Source organism: Pedobacter jeongneungensis, assembly GCF_039538295.1.
Taxonomy (GTDB): Bacteria; Bacteroidota; Bacteroidia; order Sphingobacteriales; family Sphingobacteriaceae; genus Pedobacter; species Pedobacter jeongneungensis.
Genome location: NZ_BAABBY010000013.1, coordinates 17,674 through 32,930, shown reverse-complemented (window position 1 = coordinate 32,930; position 15,257 = coordinate 17,674). Strand labels below are relative to the sequence as shown.

Below are 15,257 nucleotides of genomic sequence, written 5' to 3'. Positions count from 1 at the left end.
AGAATATTTAATGTTGGTTAAGCGTAACGCTTTCCTATTTTGTTTTTTAATCCTTCATCAACAGATAACGGGCCCGAACCTACCACCCAGAACATAATGAGCAGAAACAACACGAGTACCGAAAACCACAATTCCGAATTTGGCGTAGAGAAACCCGGGGTAAGGTTAATAAAAAACACAGCGAATAGTAAGATCGGGATCTGGATGACCACGGCAAAGCGAGTAACCAGGCCCAGGGTAATCAAAATACCGCCAACCAAATGTGCAAAGGCCACAACATGAATGGCTACACTGATCAACATCCCTGAAAAACCAAATACATTGTTTTGTGTGATCATATTCTGGAGTACCGAGGTGTCGCTGATAAAAGATACACCTTTTCCAAAAATGACAAGGCCAAGGATAATGCGCAGATAATCCAGCCATTTCGAGTGATGAACATCTCCCCAATATTCAATTTTACGGATAACGTTCATAATGAACCTCCATTTTTATGTGAATGATATATTAAGTTACGGATTTATATTTATTTATCAAATAAATTACTGAAAATCAGAGCTATTATAACTTAGTTTTAAAATAAGGTACGCATTTACCCTTTGATGTAAAATTAACACAAAATTAATCTGTACCATTTTAGTTTTCGGTATGAATTTTGTATTATTGCTTAAATAGATAGGTTTTTTATCATGAGCAAAGAAATATTAGAGTTTTCTGTACAGGTAGATGAAAAATTTGACCTAAAATTTAACTGGTTAGATGGCTTCTGGGGAGCAGCATTTAAATTTTTCGGAAAATAATTTTAACATCTGAATTTTAAAAACGGACAAATCTTGGTTCGATCAGGATAATATTGTTTGAATTTTTATATTGGGGACTTTAATCTTCAAGTTCTTTACCCTCCACTTTAAGTCTTGTTCAACTGAATTATTTGTATTCATTCTGACCTAAGCTTTCCACTTTAGTCTTTCAGCCTTTTGCCTTATCTTTGCAAAATAATGAGTAGAAGAAAACCCGGTACGGTAACAATAGTTCCAAACGTACAAATAATCGATATTGCTGAAGAAGGAAAAGGTGTTGGCAAAGCCGACGAATTGGTTATTTTTGTTGACAAAGCCGTTCCTGGCGACGTAGTTGATGTACGCCTGACCAAAAAGAAAAAGAATTTTGCGGAAGCGATTATTGAGCAGTTGCATGAAAAATCTGCATTGCGTACCGATCCTTTTTGTCCTCATTTCGGAACCTGTGGTGGTTGCAAATGGCAGCACATGGGTTACGATGCTCAATTGAAATTTAAACAAAAAAATGTTGAGGCTGCTTTACAACGCCTTGGTAAAATAGACACCTCTAATACGGAACCGATTTTAGGTTCAGAAAAAAACAGGTATTACCGCAATAAACTTGAATTTACTTTCTCTAACAAACGCTGGCTGGAGAAAACTGATGTGGAGCGCGACGAAGATTTCGATATGAATGCATTGGGTTTTCACGTACCGTTACGTTTCGATAAAATTTTAGACATCGAACATTGTTATCTTCAGGATGAACCTTCCAATTCTATCAGAAATTCGGTACGTAAATATGCATTGGAAAATGGTCTGTCTTTTTACGATTTACGCAACCACGAAGGTGTTTTACGTAACCTGATTATCCGTACATCTACTACGGGCGAAGTGATGGTGGCGGTGGTATTCGCTTATCCGGAGCAAGCACAGGTGGATGGCTTAATGAATTTCCTTAAAACCGAATTCCCTCAGATTACTTCACTTTTATATATTGTTAACCAAAAGAAAAACGATACCATTTTCGATCAGGAGGTAGTATTGTTCTCAGGTCGCGATCATATTTTTGAAGAAATGCCTGCCGGACTAACAGGTGAGGATGTAGTCCGCTTTAAAATCGGGGTAAAATCTTTTTACCAGACCAATTCTGAACAGGCTTTCGAACTTTATAAAATTACAAGGGATTTTGCCGGATTTAAAGGTGACGAACTGGTTTACGATTTATATACCGGTGCAGGAACCATTGCAAATTTTATTGCAAAAAATGTGAAACAGGTGGTAGGGGTAGAGTATGTGCCAACGGCTATTGAAGATGCAAAGTTTAACTCTGAGCTGAACGGGATTGATAATACAATCTTTTATGCCGGAGATATGAAAGATATCCTGACTGCTGAATTCATTTTAGCACACGGTAAGCCTGATGTGGTAATTACCGATCCGCCACGTGCCGGGATGCATGCTGATGTAGTACAACGTTTACTGGAAATGGAATCAGAAAAGATTGTGTATGTAAGTTGTAATGCCGCTACACAGGCCCGCGATTTGGAACTGTTAAAAGAAAAATACGATGTTGTTCGCATTAAACCAGTTGATATGTTTCCGCACACGCAACATGTAGAAAACGTGGTATTGTTAAAGTTAAATAACAATAATTGATTGAATGAGACAACGATTGAATGAGACAATGATTGAATTAAAGAATGGGCTAACTGCTTATAAACATTCATTCATTCAAAATTCAATAATTTAATTAGGTATGGATAGAGAAGAGTTATTACACGCAACACCGGAAGATAGCAGAGAACCGCAGAAGAAACAGGAAAGTCCGCTGGTAAGTTTAGAAAAAGACCTGGAGTTTTATGCTGACGCGATTAAGGAAGTAGCCATCGAAATCATGGTTGAAGGCATTTCCGCTCACCCGATTTTTATTGCTCATCAACATGAGGTAAATATTGGCGAAATGATTTTAAATAAGGAAGAACTCAATACCGATTGGACCATCCAGGCTTCTACATTAGAAGAATTTGTAGAAAAAGGAATTATCAGTAAGGAAAGAAAAGAACCCTTTTTAAAGGTTTATAAAAAGCCAGAGGATTTTATGTGTGTATTCGTAATTGTTCCTGAAGGTGCAAACTTTATTTACTATCCGTACAAAAAAGGTAGAAGGTAGTTTTTTAGTTTAAAGTCTTTAGTCTCAAGTCGGAAAGTCAGAGGTTGGAATTTGGTGCGTATAAAGTACCGTCTGTAAAAATCCTTTTATAAAGACAACGCCGCTTTGCATCCACAAAGCGGCGAGTTATCATTAACTAAACTAAAGTCTTAATTTACGTGGTGTACATCGCCGCTCTTAGAGTTGGATGTTTTCTTAAGCGAAGCATTTCCTTTATAGCTCACATCGCCACCGCCACTTGCTGCCGCTTCCAGGCCTTTATTTACATGTACATTTACATCAGAACCGCCGGAAGCCTGCACTTTTGCGTATTCAGTAATCAGTTCGTAAGCATCAATATCACTGCCTCCGCTCGATTGGATGGTCATATTTTCAGCTTTACCTTTTAAATCAATATCGCTGCCACCACTCGATTGTACGGTAAGGTCGTTACAAACTACTGTTAATTTTAAGTCAGAACCACCAGAAGAACGGATGGCAAGCTTATCAGTTTTGATTTGGTTTTGGGTAAATACATCCGATCCGCCTGATGCAGCCAGTGCATTTAATGTTTTAAAGTTTACATAAGCTTTAATTTCGCGGTTTTTAAACATTCCGCTCCATTTAATGCCATCTCTGAATTTGATGTTAACATTGTTGCCATTTTGCTCAACAATAATATCTTTTAAGGTTTCCGCATCCGATTTAATGCTTACACTTTCGCTATTGCCTTGGGTGAGGTATAAATCTATTCCGCTGCTTACACCTATACTACTGAAATTTTTTACCGGGAAACTTTTCGTATCCTGTGCTTTAGCCATGTAGCTGGTAACCACTATAAATAAAATGGCGGATGATTTAATAAGGATTTTCATAATTGTATTTCGTTAAATGATTGTGAAGCTATCTTTTCGCAAATGTTCTGCGGAATGATGTTTCGTGATTTTGTGTTTTGGTTATTCATTAGACGCATCTCTGCCTGAAACGTTGCAAACAATCGAAATTATTTTTCAAATAGTTTGAATTTCAGCCTTAAAATCGTTCTTTTTGTATTCAATCCTTTTTATACAATGGCATCGCAATTACTTATTCTTAACAAGAAACAGATTCAGCAGAAAATAGACCGTATCGCTTATCAGATTTTGGAAGATAACCTGAATGAGAAAGAAATTGTACTGGCCGGTATCTGGGACCGTGGCTACAAATTGGCACTAAGATTAGAAAAGGTGCTGAAAAAAATCTCTGATTTTAAATTAACCTTACTGCGCATCGATCTGCAAAAAGAAAGCAGCAAACTGGTTGCTTCAACCGATCTGGATGAAAGTTATTGGAAAAATAAAGTGATCATTATTGTGGATGATGTGCTGAACAGCGGTAAAACTTTAGCTTATGGCTTGGGCGTTTTCTTAAATACCCCACATAAAAAAATACGAACCGTAGTTTTGGTAGACCGTAGCCATAAAATTTTCCCTATCGCAACTGATTTTGTTGGCCTTGAACTGGCCACTATTTTAAAAGAACATGTTGATGTGGTAATGGATGTGGAAGGCGAAGAAGACAGGGTTTATCTGAGCTAGTGAGGATGTAAGATGGAAGAAGTAGAATGGGAAATTTTTTTCTATAATCGAAATTTTCATAATTAGACAGTTTCCCTCCGAGTTACCGCCATTTCGAGCAGAGTGCAACGTAGCCGGAAAATCTGTCTGATAGATTTCTCTCCCGAAAGTTCGGGACTACGCTTCAGTCGGGATGACGACCCGTTTTAATGAAAACTATCCAATGATAGCTTTTTTAACCTACAACTGTACCAAAATTTGCAATTAAGCCCAATTTTTTGCAATTTCCCGACATGTATCATCCGAGAAAAAATAACCTGATCTTTAACTTTTTCTCCTGGTACATCCAGTTTATCATCAAAAAAGATTTTGCTGCGTTCAATTACGACCAGATTGAAGTTAAATCAGATGCTTCTATATTGGTTTTAGCCAATCATTTTAGCTGGTGGGATGGCTTTTTCCTGTTTTACATCAACAAAAAAGTTTTTAAAAAACAGTTTCATGTTTTAGTGAATGCCGAAAATTATAATAAAGTAGGTTTTCTGAAATATCTCGGTGCTTTCGCGGCCGAAAACAAAGGAAAAGATGTATTGGCAACATTAGATTATGCAGGTAAACTGTTAGATGATCCTGCAAACCTTGTGTTGGTTTTTCCTCAGGGCAAACTGTATTCTAACCATCTGAAAAATATCAGCTTTGAAAAAGGAGTAATGCAAATGATCAATGCCAGTCAGAAAAAGATTAACATTATTTTTGCAGCTACTTTTATCGATTATTTTGCAAAGAGGAAGCCATCAGCTTATACTTATCTGCAACATTGGGAAAATGAAGAATACGTAAGCTTGCAGTTGTTAAAAAGCGCCTATAATAAACATTACGATCAATCGGTTGTTAAACAAAATCAGATTATTGAATGACAATTTTTATTTACGCGGTTTTAATTTTCCTGGTGATCAGGTTTTCGGTTACTGTATTTAATTTCCTTTCCAATCCGAAATTGCCGCGGGTGGTTAAACATTACCATGATAAAGTTTCGATCTTAATTCCTGCCCGTAATGAAGCCGAAAATATACGCGAACTGCTCGTTTCCATAAAAGATCAGGATTACACCAATTACGAAGTTATCGTTTTAGATGATAACAGTAGCGATAATACCTTTACCATAGTTGAGGATTTTTGCCTTACTAACCCGCAGTTTAAGGTGGTAAAGGGAAAGGAACTTCCGCCAGACTGGCTGGGTAAAAACTATGCTTGTCATCAGCTAAGTGAATTGGCTTCAGGTAAATATTTCCTTTTTATAGATGCTGATGAATCCATCAAAAGGGGATTGATTAACAGTTTAATTGCGAGGATGGAAGTTGGAAACCTTGCTTTACTAAGTGTTTTTACCAACCAAACCATGAAATCGATAGGTGAGCGCTTAACCGTTCCACTGATGCATTTTATCCTGCTAAATTTATTGCCCCTGCGTTTGGTTAAACTTTCAAAAAATCCGGCATTTGCGGCGGCCAGCGGACAATGCATGTTTTTTAATGCCAATTTATATCAGGAAAACCAGTGGCACGAAAAGGTTAAACGCCAGGTTGTGGAAGATGTGGAAATTATGAAACTGGTAAAACAGGAAAAATTAAATGCCGAAGCGCTTTTGGCCAACGGACTGATCTATTGCAGGATGTATAAAAACTTAGGTGAAAGCTTAAATGGCTTTGGTAAAAATTTACTTGCAGGTTTTGGTAATAACATCATAATATTACTATTTTACCAGCTTTTGGTAACCATAGGACCGGTAATTTTAATTTTAAACTTTAATATTGCTTTACTTGTATTACCATTAACTTTAATAGTATTGAGCAGAATTATGATCTCTTTTTTATCGGGGCAAAATGTTTTGATAAACCTGATTCTACATCCATTTCAGATGTTGTTCTTCTTAATCATATCAATCATCTCTATAACAAAGCATATTTTTAAAACAGGCACATGGAAGGGCAGAACGATCAGAACGATTTAAAGGTTAAAAAGATTGCAGTTGCAGTTATTATCGTTTTTCATTTGGTTGGTTTGCTTGGCTTTTTAATCCCGGTTGCACAACCATACTTTATCAAACTGGTTCCTTTTCATTTGCTATTGATGTTTGCCGTAATTGTTTTTGCCTATAACGCAGATGTTAAACGGTTACTGTTATTTGTTTCAGGCGTTTTTCTCTGTGGCTTTTTGGTCGAGGTTTTAGGCGTAAGCACCGGAAAGATATTCGGCAGTTATTATTACGGCAATACCTTAGGTTATAAAATTGCTGCGGTGCCTTTACTTATGGGCGTAAACTGGGTAATTCTGATTTTTAGCGTGGGCCAGATGCTTAAAAGTATGAAAGTGAGAAACAGCATTTTAGCATCGCTTACCGGTGCGCTTATACTTGTTGGTTTCGATTTCTTTTTAGAACCGGTAGCCATGAAATTTGATTACTGGCATTGGGACTGGCACGAAATCCCCGTTCAAAATTATGTGGCCTGGTTTATTGTTTCAGTAATTTTGTTGAAATTTTATTACGCCCTGGGTTTAAAACAGCAGAAATATATCGGTACAGTGATGTTCGTTTCGCAGTTAATCTTTTTTGTTGTCTTATACATGACAACCGGAGCAAATATTTTTGCTTAATTTTGTTGTAGTATTTTAATTAACTTTATAATATGGAAACACTAATCGTACAGCCTAAAACTAAAAAGCAACTTTTGGCAGTTGAGGCCGTGTTACAAGCCTTGAACGTAACTTTTAAAAAAGAAAAAAGCTACAGTCAGGCATTTATAAATGAAATAGCTAAAGGAGAAGAGGATATAAAAAATGGACGTTTAACAAGGGTTAAAGATGTTCAGAATATATGGGAAAGTATTTTGTAGATATTACCGATCAGGCAAAAACGCAACTGGCGGCTATCCTTAAATCAGGCGATAAAGCTTCCATAAAAAAACTCCGGCAATTTTTATAGAATTAAGTATCCATCCGGCATCAGGTGTTGGTAAGCCTGAAAAATTAAAATTCGGATTTTCTGGATATTGGTCAGGACAAATAAATAAAAAAGATAGGTTAGTCTATAGAATCGATGAAGAGATTATTACAGTATTTGTAATTTCTGCAAAGGGACATTATGACGATAAATAACTAATCCTAAACATAAATGAGCAGTTTAAATTTACAGGTTAACATCGATAAATCATCAGGCTTCTGCTTTGGCGTAGTGTATGCCATAGAAATGGCCGAAGATATTTTGGATAACGAAGGTTATTTATATTGCCTCGGCGATATTGTGCATAATGATGAAGAGGTAGAGCGTTTAACCAACCGCGGATTAAAAATAATTGATCACGAAGTATTAAAAAACCTGCGTGATGAAAAAGTGTTAATCAGGGCGCATGGCGAGGCACCTTCAACTTATCAACTGGCCTTAGAAAATAACCTGACTTTAATAGATGCTTCCTGCCCTGTGGTACTGAAACTGCAGAACAGGATCAAAAACTCGCACGATGATGACGAGCAGGTGCTTATTTTTGGGAAACATGGGCATGCCGAGGTAATTGGTTTGCAAGGGCAAACAGATGGCAAGGCAATCGTTTTTCAGGATTTAGCTGAATTAGATAACGTTGAGCTTCCTGCTAAATTCACTTTATATAGCCAAACCACCAAAAGCACAGATAAATTCTACCACATTAAAGATGAATTATTGAGCCGTGGCTACGAAGTTAAAGCGAATGATACCATTTGCAGACAGGTATCTAACCGTTACGAGGAACTTGAAGATTTTGTAGGCCATTACGATCGTATCGTTTTTGTTTCGGGCAAAAAATCGTCGAACGGAAAGGTACTTTACGATGTTTGTAAAAAACACAATGACAATTCGTACTTCATTTCTAATGTAGAAGAGCTGGACCAGGCCTGGTTTAACGAAAATGATAAAGTAGGTATTTGTGGAGCTACTTCAACACCGATGTGGTTAATGGAGAAGGTAAAGGCAGCGCTGGAGCAGTATTAGATTGTAAGAAAATCTGAATAAGTAATAATGATAGATTTATATATTAGGATCGTCATCTCGACTGGAACGTCCCGAATATTCGGGAGAGAGATCTGCTTTCATAGATCTCTCGACTTCGTTGCACTTCGCTCGAGACGACGGTCATATAGTAATATAAATTGAAAAAGATAAACCCACATACCGGAATCCTGGTTGCGTTAACCGTAATTACCTGCTGGTTTATTTCTCTTTTTTTTCTGTTAAACTGGCATTTTAACTGGAACAATCCACTGGTTTACCTGATGGTTTTTGTACAGATGCATCTTTACACCGGTTTGTTTATCACTGCGCACGATGCCATGCACGGCACCATATCTCCAAACAAAAAAGCAAATAATTTTATCGGTTACCTTGCTGTTTTTTTGTATGCAGGTTTCTTTTATAATCGTTTGTATGCTAAACATCACCAGCATCACCGCCATGTACATACCGAAAAAGATCCTGATTTTGCACCACATGGTTTTTGGAAATGGTATTTCCGCTTTATGCTAAATTATGTTACGGTAATCCAGTTAATTATTATGGCTGTGGCTTATAATGTGCTCAAAATCTGGGTAGATGAACGAAATTTGTTGTTGTTTTGGGTTCTTCCATCATTATTAAGCACTTTCCAGTTGTTCTATTTTGGTACCTATTTACCACACAAAGGTGAACACGATAACGAATACCATGCTACCACTTTACCGAAAAACCATTTTATTGCTTTTATTACCTGCTACTTTTTTGGGTACCACTTAGAGCATCATCAAAAACCGGCAATGCCCTGGTGGCAGCTTTATAAAGCAAAAGAATAAACTCATATTCCTGCATGATAACGAGCGACTTCACTTAGTTGTTCTCAGGTTTAAAAACGTTCGAAACCTGCACAAAACCATGTTCATAAACCTGACTGTACGAAAATCCTTTTTGTGGCATAAATGTTAAAAATGTATTACCGGTCCCAAAAAGATTGCAGGCAAGGCAGGACTATACTTAAACAGGGTTTCTGTATTTGCTTTTCTAATGATACAATCAATTCTTTCTCCTGTTGAAAAAGATTTAGCCTGTTTTTACGGTGCGTTAATGAAGTTTAACCGTGTCAATCCGGAGATTACTCATGATTTATCGCTGCACAGTGCAGGAGGCTTTCATGACCCTCATAGTTTGTCGCTGCGTACTGCAGGAGGCTTTTATGATACTCATGATTTGTCGCTGCACATTGCAGGAAGCTTTCATGACCCTCATGATTGGTTGCCACCTGCTGAAGGAAGCTTTCATGTATATTCGTTGTGTAAGATGCCACCAACAGACATTTACCCTAAAACTTCCGGAGTTTCCTTTGTGTTGGTACCATTAAAACTTCGGAAGTGACTGAATACAGGTTTTTTTGACTAAAAAATGTTCTCTATCACATTTTTACCATAGGTAAAAAACAATAAAAAGGCGATATTTGCGCCACGTAACATATATTGTATTAAATGAGCAAAAAGGGAATTTTACTGGTAAACTTAGGAACACCTGATAGTCCGGCAACTGCCGACGTTAAAAAATACTTGGATCAGTTTTTAATGGACGAAAGGGTAATTGATATTCCGAAGTTAAACAGGACTTTGTTGGTAAAAGGTATCATCGTGCCTTTCCGTAGCCCTAAAACCGCTAAATTATACAAAGAAATCTGGAATGAAAACGGTTCTCCGTTGTTGTTCTACAGCAGGTTGCAGGCTAAAATGCTGCAGGAAAGGCTTGGCGACGATTACCATGTAGAACTGGCGATGCGTTATCAAAGTCCATCCATTGCATCGGCCCTTGCCAATTTAAAAGCAGGTTTGGTAGAAAGCATCCAGGTGATTCCGATGTTTCCGCAATATGCTTCAGCAAGTACCGGTTCGGTAATGCAACTGGTAATGGAGCTGGTGAGTAAATGGCCAACCGTTCCGCCGATATCGTTTGTAAATTCATTTCATGATAATGATTTGATGATTAAAGTTTTTGCTGAAAATGCCAGAAAGCACAATGTAGCAAGCTATGATCATGTATTGTTCAGCTTCCATGGTTTGCCTGAGCGTCAGTTATTAAAATGCGATCATACCGGAAGTTATTGTTTAAAAAGTGCCGATTGCTGCCAGACTTTGAACGACACCAATAAATTCTGCTATTCAGCCCAGGGGCACGATACAGCCAGGTTAATTGCAAAAGAATTAAACCTGTCTAAAGATCAATATACTGTTTGTTTCCAATCGCGTTTAGGTAAAGAGCCCTGGGTACAGCCATATACTACTGATGTATTGAAGAAACTAGCTGCCGAAGGTAAAAAGCGTTTGCTGGTGTTCAGTCCGGCTTTTGTGGCCGATTGTTTGGAAACCCTTTACGAAATCACTGTAGAATACCACGAAGAATTTAAAGCATTGGGTGGCGAACATGTTCAGCTGGTAGAAAGCCTGAACGATAGCCCGGTGTTTATTGAGGCACTTGCCGGAATGGTTAAATAATTTTAGATTTAGAAATGGCGAATTTTATCATTTTAATGGGCGTTTCTGGAAGTGGTAAAACGGTTATCGGAAGGGCTTTAGCTCCAAAGATGAATGCCGAATTTATAGATGGCGATAACCTGCATTCGCAACGGAATGTAGATAAAATGGCTGCCGGAATCCCTTTAACAGATGCCGACCGTTTAGATTGGTTACAGCTGATTGCTAAAGTTGGTCGCGAGCACGCCGCACACGGTACCACCTGCATTATTGCCTGTTCTGCATTAAAAAAATCATACCGCGATCTGCTTCGGGAAGATAATGCGTCCATCCGCTTTGTATATTTAAAAGGAAGTTTTGATCTGATCCACGATCGGATTACAAAGCGTTCGCATCAGTACATGCCTTCCAGTTTACTGGAGAGCCAGTTCGAAACGCTTGAAGAACCACAGGCCGATGAAACAGATGTATTTACGGTATCCATCGATCAAAGTATTCCTGAAATCGTGGAAGAAATTGCTAAGGCCGGTCTGCTTTCGTAATCATCGAAACTATCTGACCGGTTGCCCCTTTTTTATCTGTTACATATTTCCTGGCCAGGTCAGCAGCATTTTTATCCTCCGCAAAACTTTCAAAAGCATTGATTAATTCGTCGGTTGAGCTGATACTCTTTGCTGCACCAATGGCAATTAAATCTTTCGCCTCCTGAAATTTATCATATTTAGGTCCGAAAATTACCGGTAACCCAAAGGCTGCAGCCTCTAAAGTATTATGGATACCCGTTCCGAAACCGCCGCCAATATAGGCCACTTTTCCATATTGATACAGGGAAGAAAGCATGCCGATGTTATCGATGATTAAGATTTGAGATTTCAGATTTGAGAGCTGAGAACTGAAAACTGAAAACCGCACACTGTTAACTGAAAACTGTTTCTCTATGCTTTCGATATGGCCTTCATGAATCTCATGTGGGGCGATAATAAACTTCCAGTCAGGATATTTTTCCGGTAAAACCGATAATATTTTTTCATCTTCCGGCCAGGTACTTCCGCAAATCAAGGTTGGCGAATTGCCAATAAAATTTTCGATAACGGGGAGTTGCTTTGGTGTTTGCGCATTTTCGTAAACACGGTCGAAACGCGTATCGCCATTGATGGTTACATGATTTATACCGATGGATTTTAAAAGATTTTCACTTTCCTGATTCTGAACAAAGAAATAAGTAACCGACTTTAAAATATCGCGGTAAAAACCACCGTACCATTTAAAAAACGCCTGACTTTCCCTAAAAATACCCGAAATTACATATAATGGAATATTGCGGTTTTTCAATTCCGTAAAATAAAAATGCCAGAATTCGTACTTGGTAAAAATGGCCATTTCAGGATTAATACTGGTGATAAAACGTTTTGCATTTGCAGCGGTATCCATCGGGAGGTAAAATACATCTGCCAACGCATAGTTTTTCCTGATTTCATATCCCGAAGGCGAGAAAAAAGTAACTACAATTTTCTTGTCGGGATAAAGCGTTTTCAGTTTTTCTAAAACCGGCCTGCCCTGCTCAAATTCGCCCAATGATGCAAAATGGAACCAGATATGCTTTTCGGCAGGATTAATTTTTTGTGCTATTAAGTTGTAGATATTTTTGCGCCCGTTTATAAACAATTTAGCCTTAGGATTAAATAATGAGAATATCCTGATGAGTAAAGTATAGGCCCGGATTCCGATGATGTAAAGTAATTTCATATCTTCGTGCCAAGATAAAAGGAATATATTTAAAAAGCTTAAAAATATATGGATCCATCTGGATTTTGCTTCATATTCAACTGAATAAAAGGCTTCGATGATTGCTCCATAGCAGCTAAAAATAAAATAAAACAGAATGAAGATAGCCGTTATTGGTACCGGATATGTAGGTTTGGTTACCGGAACCTGTTTAGCCGAAACAGGAAATGATGTAATTTGTGTTGATATTAACGAAGCAAAGGTAAAACAGATGCAGGCCGGCGAAGTGCCGATTTACGAACCGGGTTTAGATCTTTTGTTCCACAGGAACATCGAGCAGGAACGGTTAACCTTTACCACAAACCTTGCTGATGCCGTAAAAGAAGCACAGATTATTTTTATGGCTTTGCCAACGCCTCCGGGAGGTGATGGTGCAGCCGATCTTTCTTACATTTTAGGTGCTGCAAAAGATATTTCAAAACTCATTACCGAATATAAGGTCATCGTAAATAAATCAACCGTTCCGGTAGGCACTGCCGATAAGGTAAAAGCTGTTTTTGCCGAAAATACTTCGGTTGAGGTGGATGTGGTTTCGAACCCTGAGTTTTTAAGGGAAGGTGTAGCGGTTGACGACTTTATGAAACCCGACCGCGTAGTTTTAGGTACCAAAAGCGAAAAGGCTAAAAAATTAATGACCGAGTTGTATGCACCTTATGTGCGCCAGGGAAACCCGATCCTTTTTATGGATGAACGTTCCTCTGAGCTGACCAAATATGCAGCAAACTCTTTTCTGGCCACCAAAATTACCTTCATGAACGAAATCGCCAACCTTTGCGAACTGGTAGGTGCCGATGTTGATGCGGTGAGAAAAGGAATTGGCTCTGATGAGCGTATCGGTAAACGTTTTCTTTTTCCGGGTGTAGGTTATGGCGGTTCATGTTTCCCCAAAGATGTGCAGGCGCTGGTAAAATCATCTGATGATTATGCCTACGATTTCCAGATTCTGAAATCGGTAATGGAGGTTAACGAAAGACAAAAAACAATCCTGGTTGATAAAGTACTTAAATATTACAAAGGCGATATTAAAGGCAAGCATTTTGCTTTATGGGGACTGGCTTTTAAACCGGAAACGGATGATATCCGCGAAGCACCGGCTTTGTATATTATCGATGCGCTGGTTAAAAATGGCGCAACGGTTACCGTGTTCGATCCGGAGGCGATGAGCAATGTAAAAGGTGTAATCGGCGATCAGGTAAATTATGCCAGAAACCAGTACGAAGCTTTAGAAGGTGCTGACGCCCTGCTAATTGCAACAGAATGGTCGGTGTTCCGCAACCCTGATTTTGATAAAATAGATCACATCTTAAAAAATAAAGTGGTTTTTGATGGCCGGAATTTATACGATCTGCAAAAAATGATCGATCTTGGCTATTATTATAACAGTATCGGTAGAAAATTATTAACCCCATAACCCCACAGCGGGTGAGTTGTAAGCCAACTTTAACAGAAGGAAGAATGAACGAGATAAATACAAATACCCCTTCGGGGAGTAGGGGTCGGATATTGATTACAGGTGCAGCTGGCTTTTTGGGGTCGCACCTTTGCGACCGCTTTATAAAAGAAGGCTATCACGTTATCGGCATGGATAACCTGATTACGGGTGATATGGCAAATATCGAACACCTGTTCAAACTGGAAAATTTCGAGTTTTATAACCACGATGTTTCCAAATTTGTGCACATTCCAGGTACACTTGATTATATCTTACATTTTGCTTCTCCTGCAAGTCCGATCGATTACCTTAAAATCCCGATCCAGACCCTTAAAGTAGGTTCATTAGGTACGCATAACCTCTTAGGTTTGGCCCGCAGTAAAAAAGCAAGGATGCTGATTGCTTCCACTTCTGAAGTTTATGGCGATCCAAGTGTTAATCCACAGCCCGAAGAATACTGGGGCAATGTAAATCCTGTTGGCCCGCGTGGTGTTTACGATGAAGCAAAACGTTTCCAGGAAGCGATTACCATGGCTTACCACACTTTCCATGGGGTAGAAACGAGGATTGTGAGGATTTTTAATACTTACGGACCAAGAATGCGCCTGAATGACGGTCGGGTTTTACCAGCCTTTATCGGGCAGGCGCTAAGAGGAGAAGATTTAACTATCTTTGGTGATGGCAGCCAGACCCGTTCTTTCTGTTATGTGGATGACCTGATTGAAGGGATTTACCGTTTATTGATGAGCGATTATGCCCAGCCGGTAAACATTGGTAACCCGGATGAAATTACCATCAGGCAGTTTTGCGAAGAAATTATCAAACTTACGGGTACCACACAGAAAATTGTGTACAAAGAGCTGCCCCAGGATGATCCGAAACAACGCCGGCCGGATATTACAAAGGCAAGAGAGATACTGGGCTGGGAACCTAAAATCGGACGTGCAGAAGGATTAAAAATTACATACGAATATTTTAAATCATTGCCTGCAGAGGCTTTGGAGAAAATAGAACATAAAGATTTTACCACATTTAACCGTTAA

19 protein-coding genes are annotated in these 15,257 nt (G+C 38.6%); 16 read left to right on the top strand and 3 right to left on the bottom strand.

Annotation, left to right across the window (positions count from 1 at the left end):
• Positions 1-17: 17 nt before the first annotated feature.
• A complete protein-coding gene (locus tag ABD769_RS21575) occupies positions 18-476 on the bottom strand; it encodes a DoxX family protein (protein WP_344853428.1) in 459 nt (152 codons plus the stop codon).
• Between the two features lie 213 nt (positions 477-689).
• On the opposite strand from ABD769_RS21575, the gene ABD769_RS21570 reads away from it, so the two are divergent.
• The 3 genes from ABD769_RS21570 to ABD769_RS21560 all read left to right on the top strand — a co-directional run bounded on the left by ABD769_RS21570 (position 690) and on the right by ABD769_RS21560 (position 2,952).
• Complete coding sequence (locus ABD769_RS21570) at positions 690-800, top strand: hypothetical protein (protein WP_025145553.1); 111 nt, start codon at positions 690-692, stop codon at positions 798-800.
• Between the two features lie 198 nt (positions 801-998).
• The gene (gene rlmD / locus ABD769_RS21565) at positions 999-2,438 is read left to right on the top strand and encodes a 23S rRNA (uracil(1939)-C(5))-methyltransferase RlmD (RefSeq protein ID WP_344853427.1); all 1,440 of its coding nucleotides are present in this window, start codon (positions 999-1,001) and stop codon (positions 2,436-2,438) included.
• A gap of 100 nt (positions 2,439-2,538) precedes the next feature.
• Positions 2,539-2,952, top strand: coding sequence for a hypothetical protein (locus tag ABD769_RS21560; RefSeq protein WP_344853426.1), 414 nt, complete (start codon positions 2,539-2,541; stop codon positions 2,950-2,952).
• A gap of 149 nt (positions 2,953-3,101) precedes the next feature.
• On the opposite strand, the gene ABD769_RS21555 is transcribed toward ABD769_RS21560, so the two are convergent.
• Complete coding sequence (locus ABD769_RS21555; protein ID WP_344853425.1) at positions 3,102-3,806, bottom strand: head GIN domain-containing protein; 705 nt, start codon at positions 3,804-3,806, stop codon at positions 3,102-3,104.
• A 195-nt stretch (positions 3,807-4,001) separates the two neighbouring features.
• Between ABD769_RS21555 and ABD769_RS21550 the strand changes: the two genes are divergently transcribed.
• The 11 genes from ABD769_RS21550 (at position 4,002) to ABD769_RS21500 (ending at position 11,539) form a co-directional block, all read left to right on the top strand.
• Positions 4,002-4,508, top strand: a complete 507-nt coding sequence (locus tag ABD769_RS21550) for a phosphoribosyltransferase family protein (protein WP_344853424.1) — start codon at positions 4,002-4,004, stop codon at positions 4,506-4,508.
• A 272-nt stretch (positions 4,509-4,780) separates the two neighbouring features.
• Complete coding sequence (locus ABD769_RS21545) at positions 4,781-5,404, top strand: 1-acyl-sn-glycerol-3-phosphate acyltransferase (RefSeq protein ID WP_344853423.1); 624 nt, start codon at positions 4,781-4,783, stop codon at positions 5,402-5,404.
• Entirely contained in the window at positions 5,401-6,498 is a 1,098-nt protein-coding gene (locus tag ABD769_RS21540; RefSeq protein ID WP_344853422.1) for a glycosyltransferase family 2 protein, read from the top strand. Before ABD769_RS21545 ends, ABD769_RS21540 begins: the two co-directional genes overlap by 4 nt.
• Positions 6,468-7,142: a carotenoid biosynthesis protein gene (locus ABD769_RS21535; RefSeq protein ID WP_344853421.1), complete on the top strand. Its 675-nt coding sequence runs from the start codon at positions 6,468-6,470 to the stop codon at positions 7,140-7,142. Before ABD769_RS21540 ends, ABD769_RS21535 begins: the two co-directional genes overlap by 31 nt.
• A gap of 32 nt (positions 7,143-7,174) precedes the next feature.
• Positions 7,175-7,381, top strand: coding sequence for a DUF2683 family protein (locus tag ABD769_RS21530; protein WP_344853420.1), 207 nt, complete (start codon positions 7,175-7,177; stop codon positions 7,379-7,381).
• Positions 7,382-7,460: 79 nt separating this feature from the next.
• Entirely contained in the window at positions 7,461-7,643 is a 183-nt protein-coding gene (locus ABD769_RS21525) for a type II toxin-antitoxin system YoeB family toxin (protein WP_344853537.1), read from the top strand.
• Positions 7,644-7,659: 16 nt separating this feature from the next.
• Positions 7,660-8,511 (top strand): 4-hydroxy-3-methylbut-2-enyl diphosphate reductase, encoded by an 852-nt coding sequence (locus tag ABD769_RS21520; RefSeq protein ID WP_344853419.1) that lies wholly within the window; start codon positions 7,660-7,662, stop codon positions 8,509-8,511.
• A gap of 158 nt (positions 8,512-8,669) precedes the next feature.
• Positions 8,670-9,344 (top strand): fatty acid desaturase, encoded by a 675-nt coding sequence (locus tag ABD769_RS21515; RefSeq protein WP_344853418.1) that lies wholly within the window; start codon positions 8,670-8,672, stop codon positions 9,342-9,344.
• Between the two features lie 208 nt (positions 9,345-9,552).
• Positions 9,553-9,900: a hypothetical protein gene (locus ABD769_RS21510; RefSeq protein ID WP_344853417.1), complete on the top strand. Its 348-nt coding sequence runs from the start codon at positions 9,553-9,555 to the stop codon at positions 9,898-9,900.
• Between the two features lie 107 nt (positions 9,901-10,007).
• Entirely contained in the window at positions 10,008-11,018 is a 1,011-nt protein-coding gene (gene hemH, locus ABD769_RS21505) for a ferrochelatase (protein WP_344853416.1), read from the top strand.
• 14 nt (positions 11,019-11,032) lie between these two features.
• Positions 11,033-11,539 carry a gluconokinase gene (locus ABD769_RS21500; protein WP_344853415.1) on the top strand — a complete coding sequence of 169 codons (507 nt, stop codon included), beginning with the start codon at positions 11,033-11,035 and terminating at the stop codon, positions 11,537-11,539.
• Here ABD769_RS21500 and ABD769_RS21495 read toward each other — a convergent pair.
• Entirely contained in the window at positions 11,517-12,743 is a 1,227-nt protein-coding gene (locus ABD769_RS21495; RefSeq protein ID WP_344853414.1) for a 3-deoxy-D-manno-octulosonic acid transferase, read from the bottom strand. The genes ABD769_RS21500 and ABD769_RS21495 overlap by 23 nt on opposite strands.
• A 136-nt stretch (positions 12,744-12,879) precedes the next feature.
• Between ABD769_RS21495 and ABD769_RS21490 the strand changes: the two genes are divergently transcribed.
• Positions 12,880-14,193, top strand: coding sequence for a UDP-glucose dehydrogenase family protein (locus ABD769_RS21490; RefSeq protein WP_344853413.1), 1,314 nt, complete (start codon positions 12,880-12,882; stop codon positions 14,191-14,193).
• Positions 14,194-14,237: 44 nt separating this feature from the next.
• Positions 14,238-15,257, top strand: coding sequence for a UDP-glucuronic acid decarboxylase family protein (locus ABD769_RS21485; protein ID WP_344853412.1), 1,020 nt, complete (start codon positions 14,238-14,240; stop codon positions 15,255-15,257).

Excerpts from the sequence above, each read along its gene's own strand:
- ABD769_RS21540 (WP_344853422.1), top strand. The coding sequence starts at position 5,401 with ATGACAATTTTTATTTACGCGGTTTTAATTTTCCTGGTGATCAGGTTT.
- ABD769_RS21495 (WP_344853414.1), bottom strand. The coding sequence starts at position 12,743 with ATGAAATTACTTTACATCATCGGAATCCGGGCCTATACTTTACTCATC.
- rlmD (WP_344853427.1), top strand. The coding sequence starts at position 999 with ATGAGTAGAAGAAAACCCGGTACGGTAACAATAGTTCCAAACGTACAA.
- ABD769_RS21485 (WP_344853412.1), top strand. The coding sequence starts at position 14,238 with ATGAACGAGATAAATACAAATACCCCTTCGGGGAGTAGGGGTCGGATA.
- ABD769_RS21555 (WP_344853425.1), bottom strand. The coding sequence starts at position 3,806 with ATGAAAATCCTTATTAAATCATCCGCCATTTTATTTATAGTGGTTACC.
- ABD769_RS21510 (WP_344853417.1), top strand. The coding sequence starts at position 9,553 with ATGATACAATCAATTCTTTCTCCTGTTGAAAAAGATTTAGCCTGTTTT.
- ABD769_RS21545 (WP_344853423.1), top strand. The coding sequence starts at position 4,781 with ATGTATCATCCGAGAAAAAATAACCTGATCTTTAACTTTTTCTCCTGG.
- ABD769_RS21530 (WP_344853420.1), top strand. The coding sequence starts at position 7,175 with ATGGAAACACTAATCGTACAGCCTAAAACTAAAAAGCAACTTTTGGCA.
- ABD769_RS21500 (WP_344853415.1), top strand. The coding sequence starts at position 11,033 with ATGGCGAATTTTATCATTTTAATGGGCGTTTCTGGAAGTGGTAAAACG.
- ABD769_RS21550 (WP_344853424.1), top strand. The coding sequence starts at position 4,002 with ATGGCATCGCAATTACTTATTCTTAACAAGAAACAGATTCAGCAGAAA.
- ABD769_RS21570 (WP_025145553.1), top strand. The coding sequence starts at position 690 with ATGAGCAAAGAAATATTAGAGTTTTCTGTACAGGTAGATGAAAAATTT.
- ABD769_RS21520 (WP_344853419.1), top strand. The coding sequence starts at position 7,660 with ATGAGCAGTTTAAATTTACAGGTTAACATCGATAAATCATCAGGCTTC.
- ABD769_RS21575 (WP_344853428.1), bottom strand. The coding sequence starts at position 476 with ATGAACGTTATCCGTAAAATTGAATATTGGGGAGATGTTCATCACTCG.
- ABD769_RS21490 (WP_344853413.1), top strand. The coding sequence starts at position 12,880 with ATGAAGATAGCCGTTATTGGTACCGGATATGTAGGTTTGGTTACCGGA.
- ABD769_RS21560 (WP_344853426.1), top strand. The coding sequence starts at position 2,539 with ATGGATAGAGAAGAGTTATTACACGCAACACCGGAAGATAGCAGAGAA.
- ABD769_RS21535 (WP_344853421.1), top strand. The coding sequence starts at position 6,468 with ATGGAAGGGCAGAACGATCAGAACGATTTAAAGGTTAAAAAGATTGCA.
- hemH (WP_344853416.1), top strand. The coding sequence starts at position 10,008 with ATGAGCAAAAAGGGAATTTTACTGGTAAACTTAGGAACACCTGATAGT.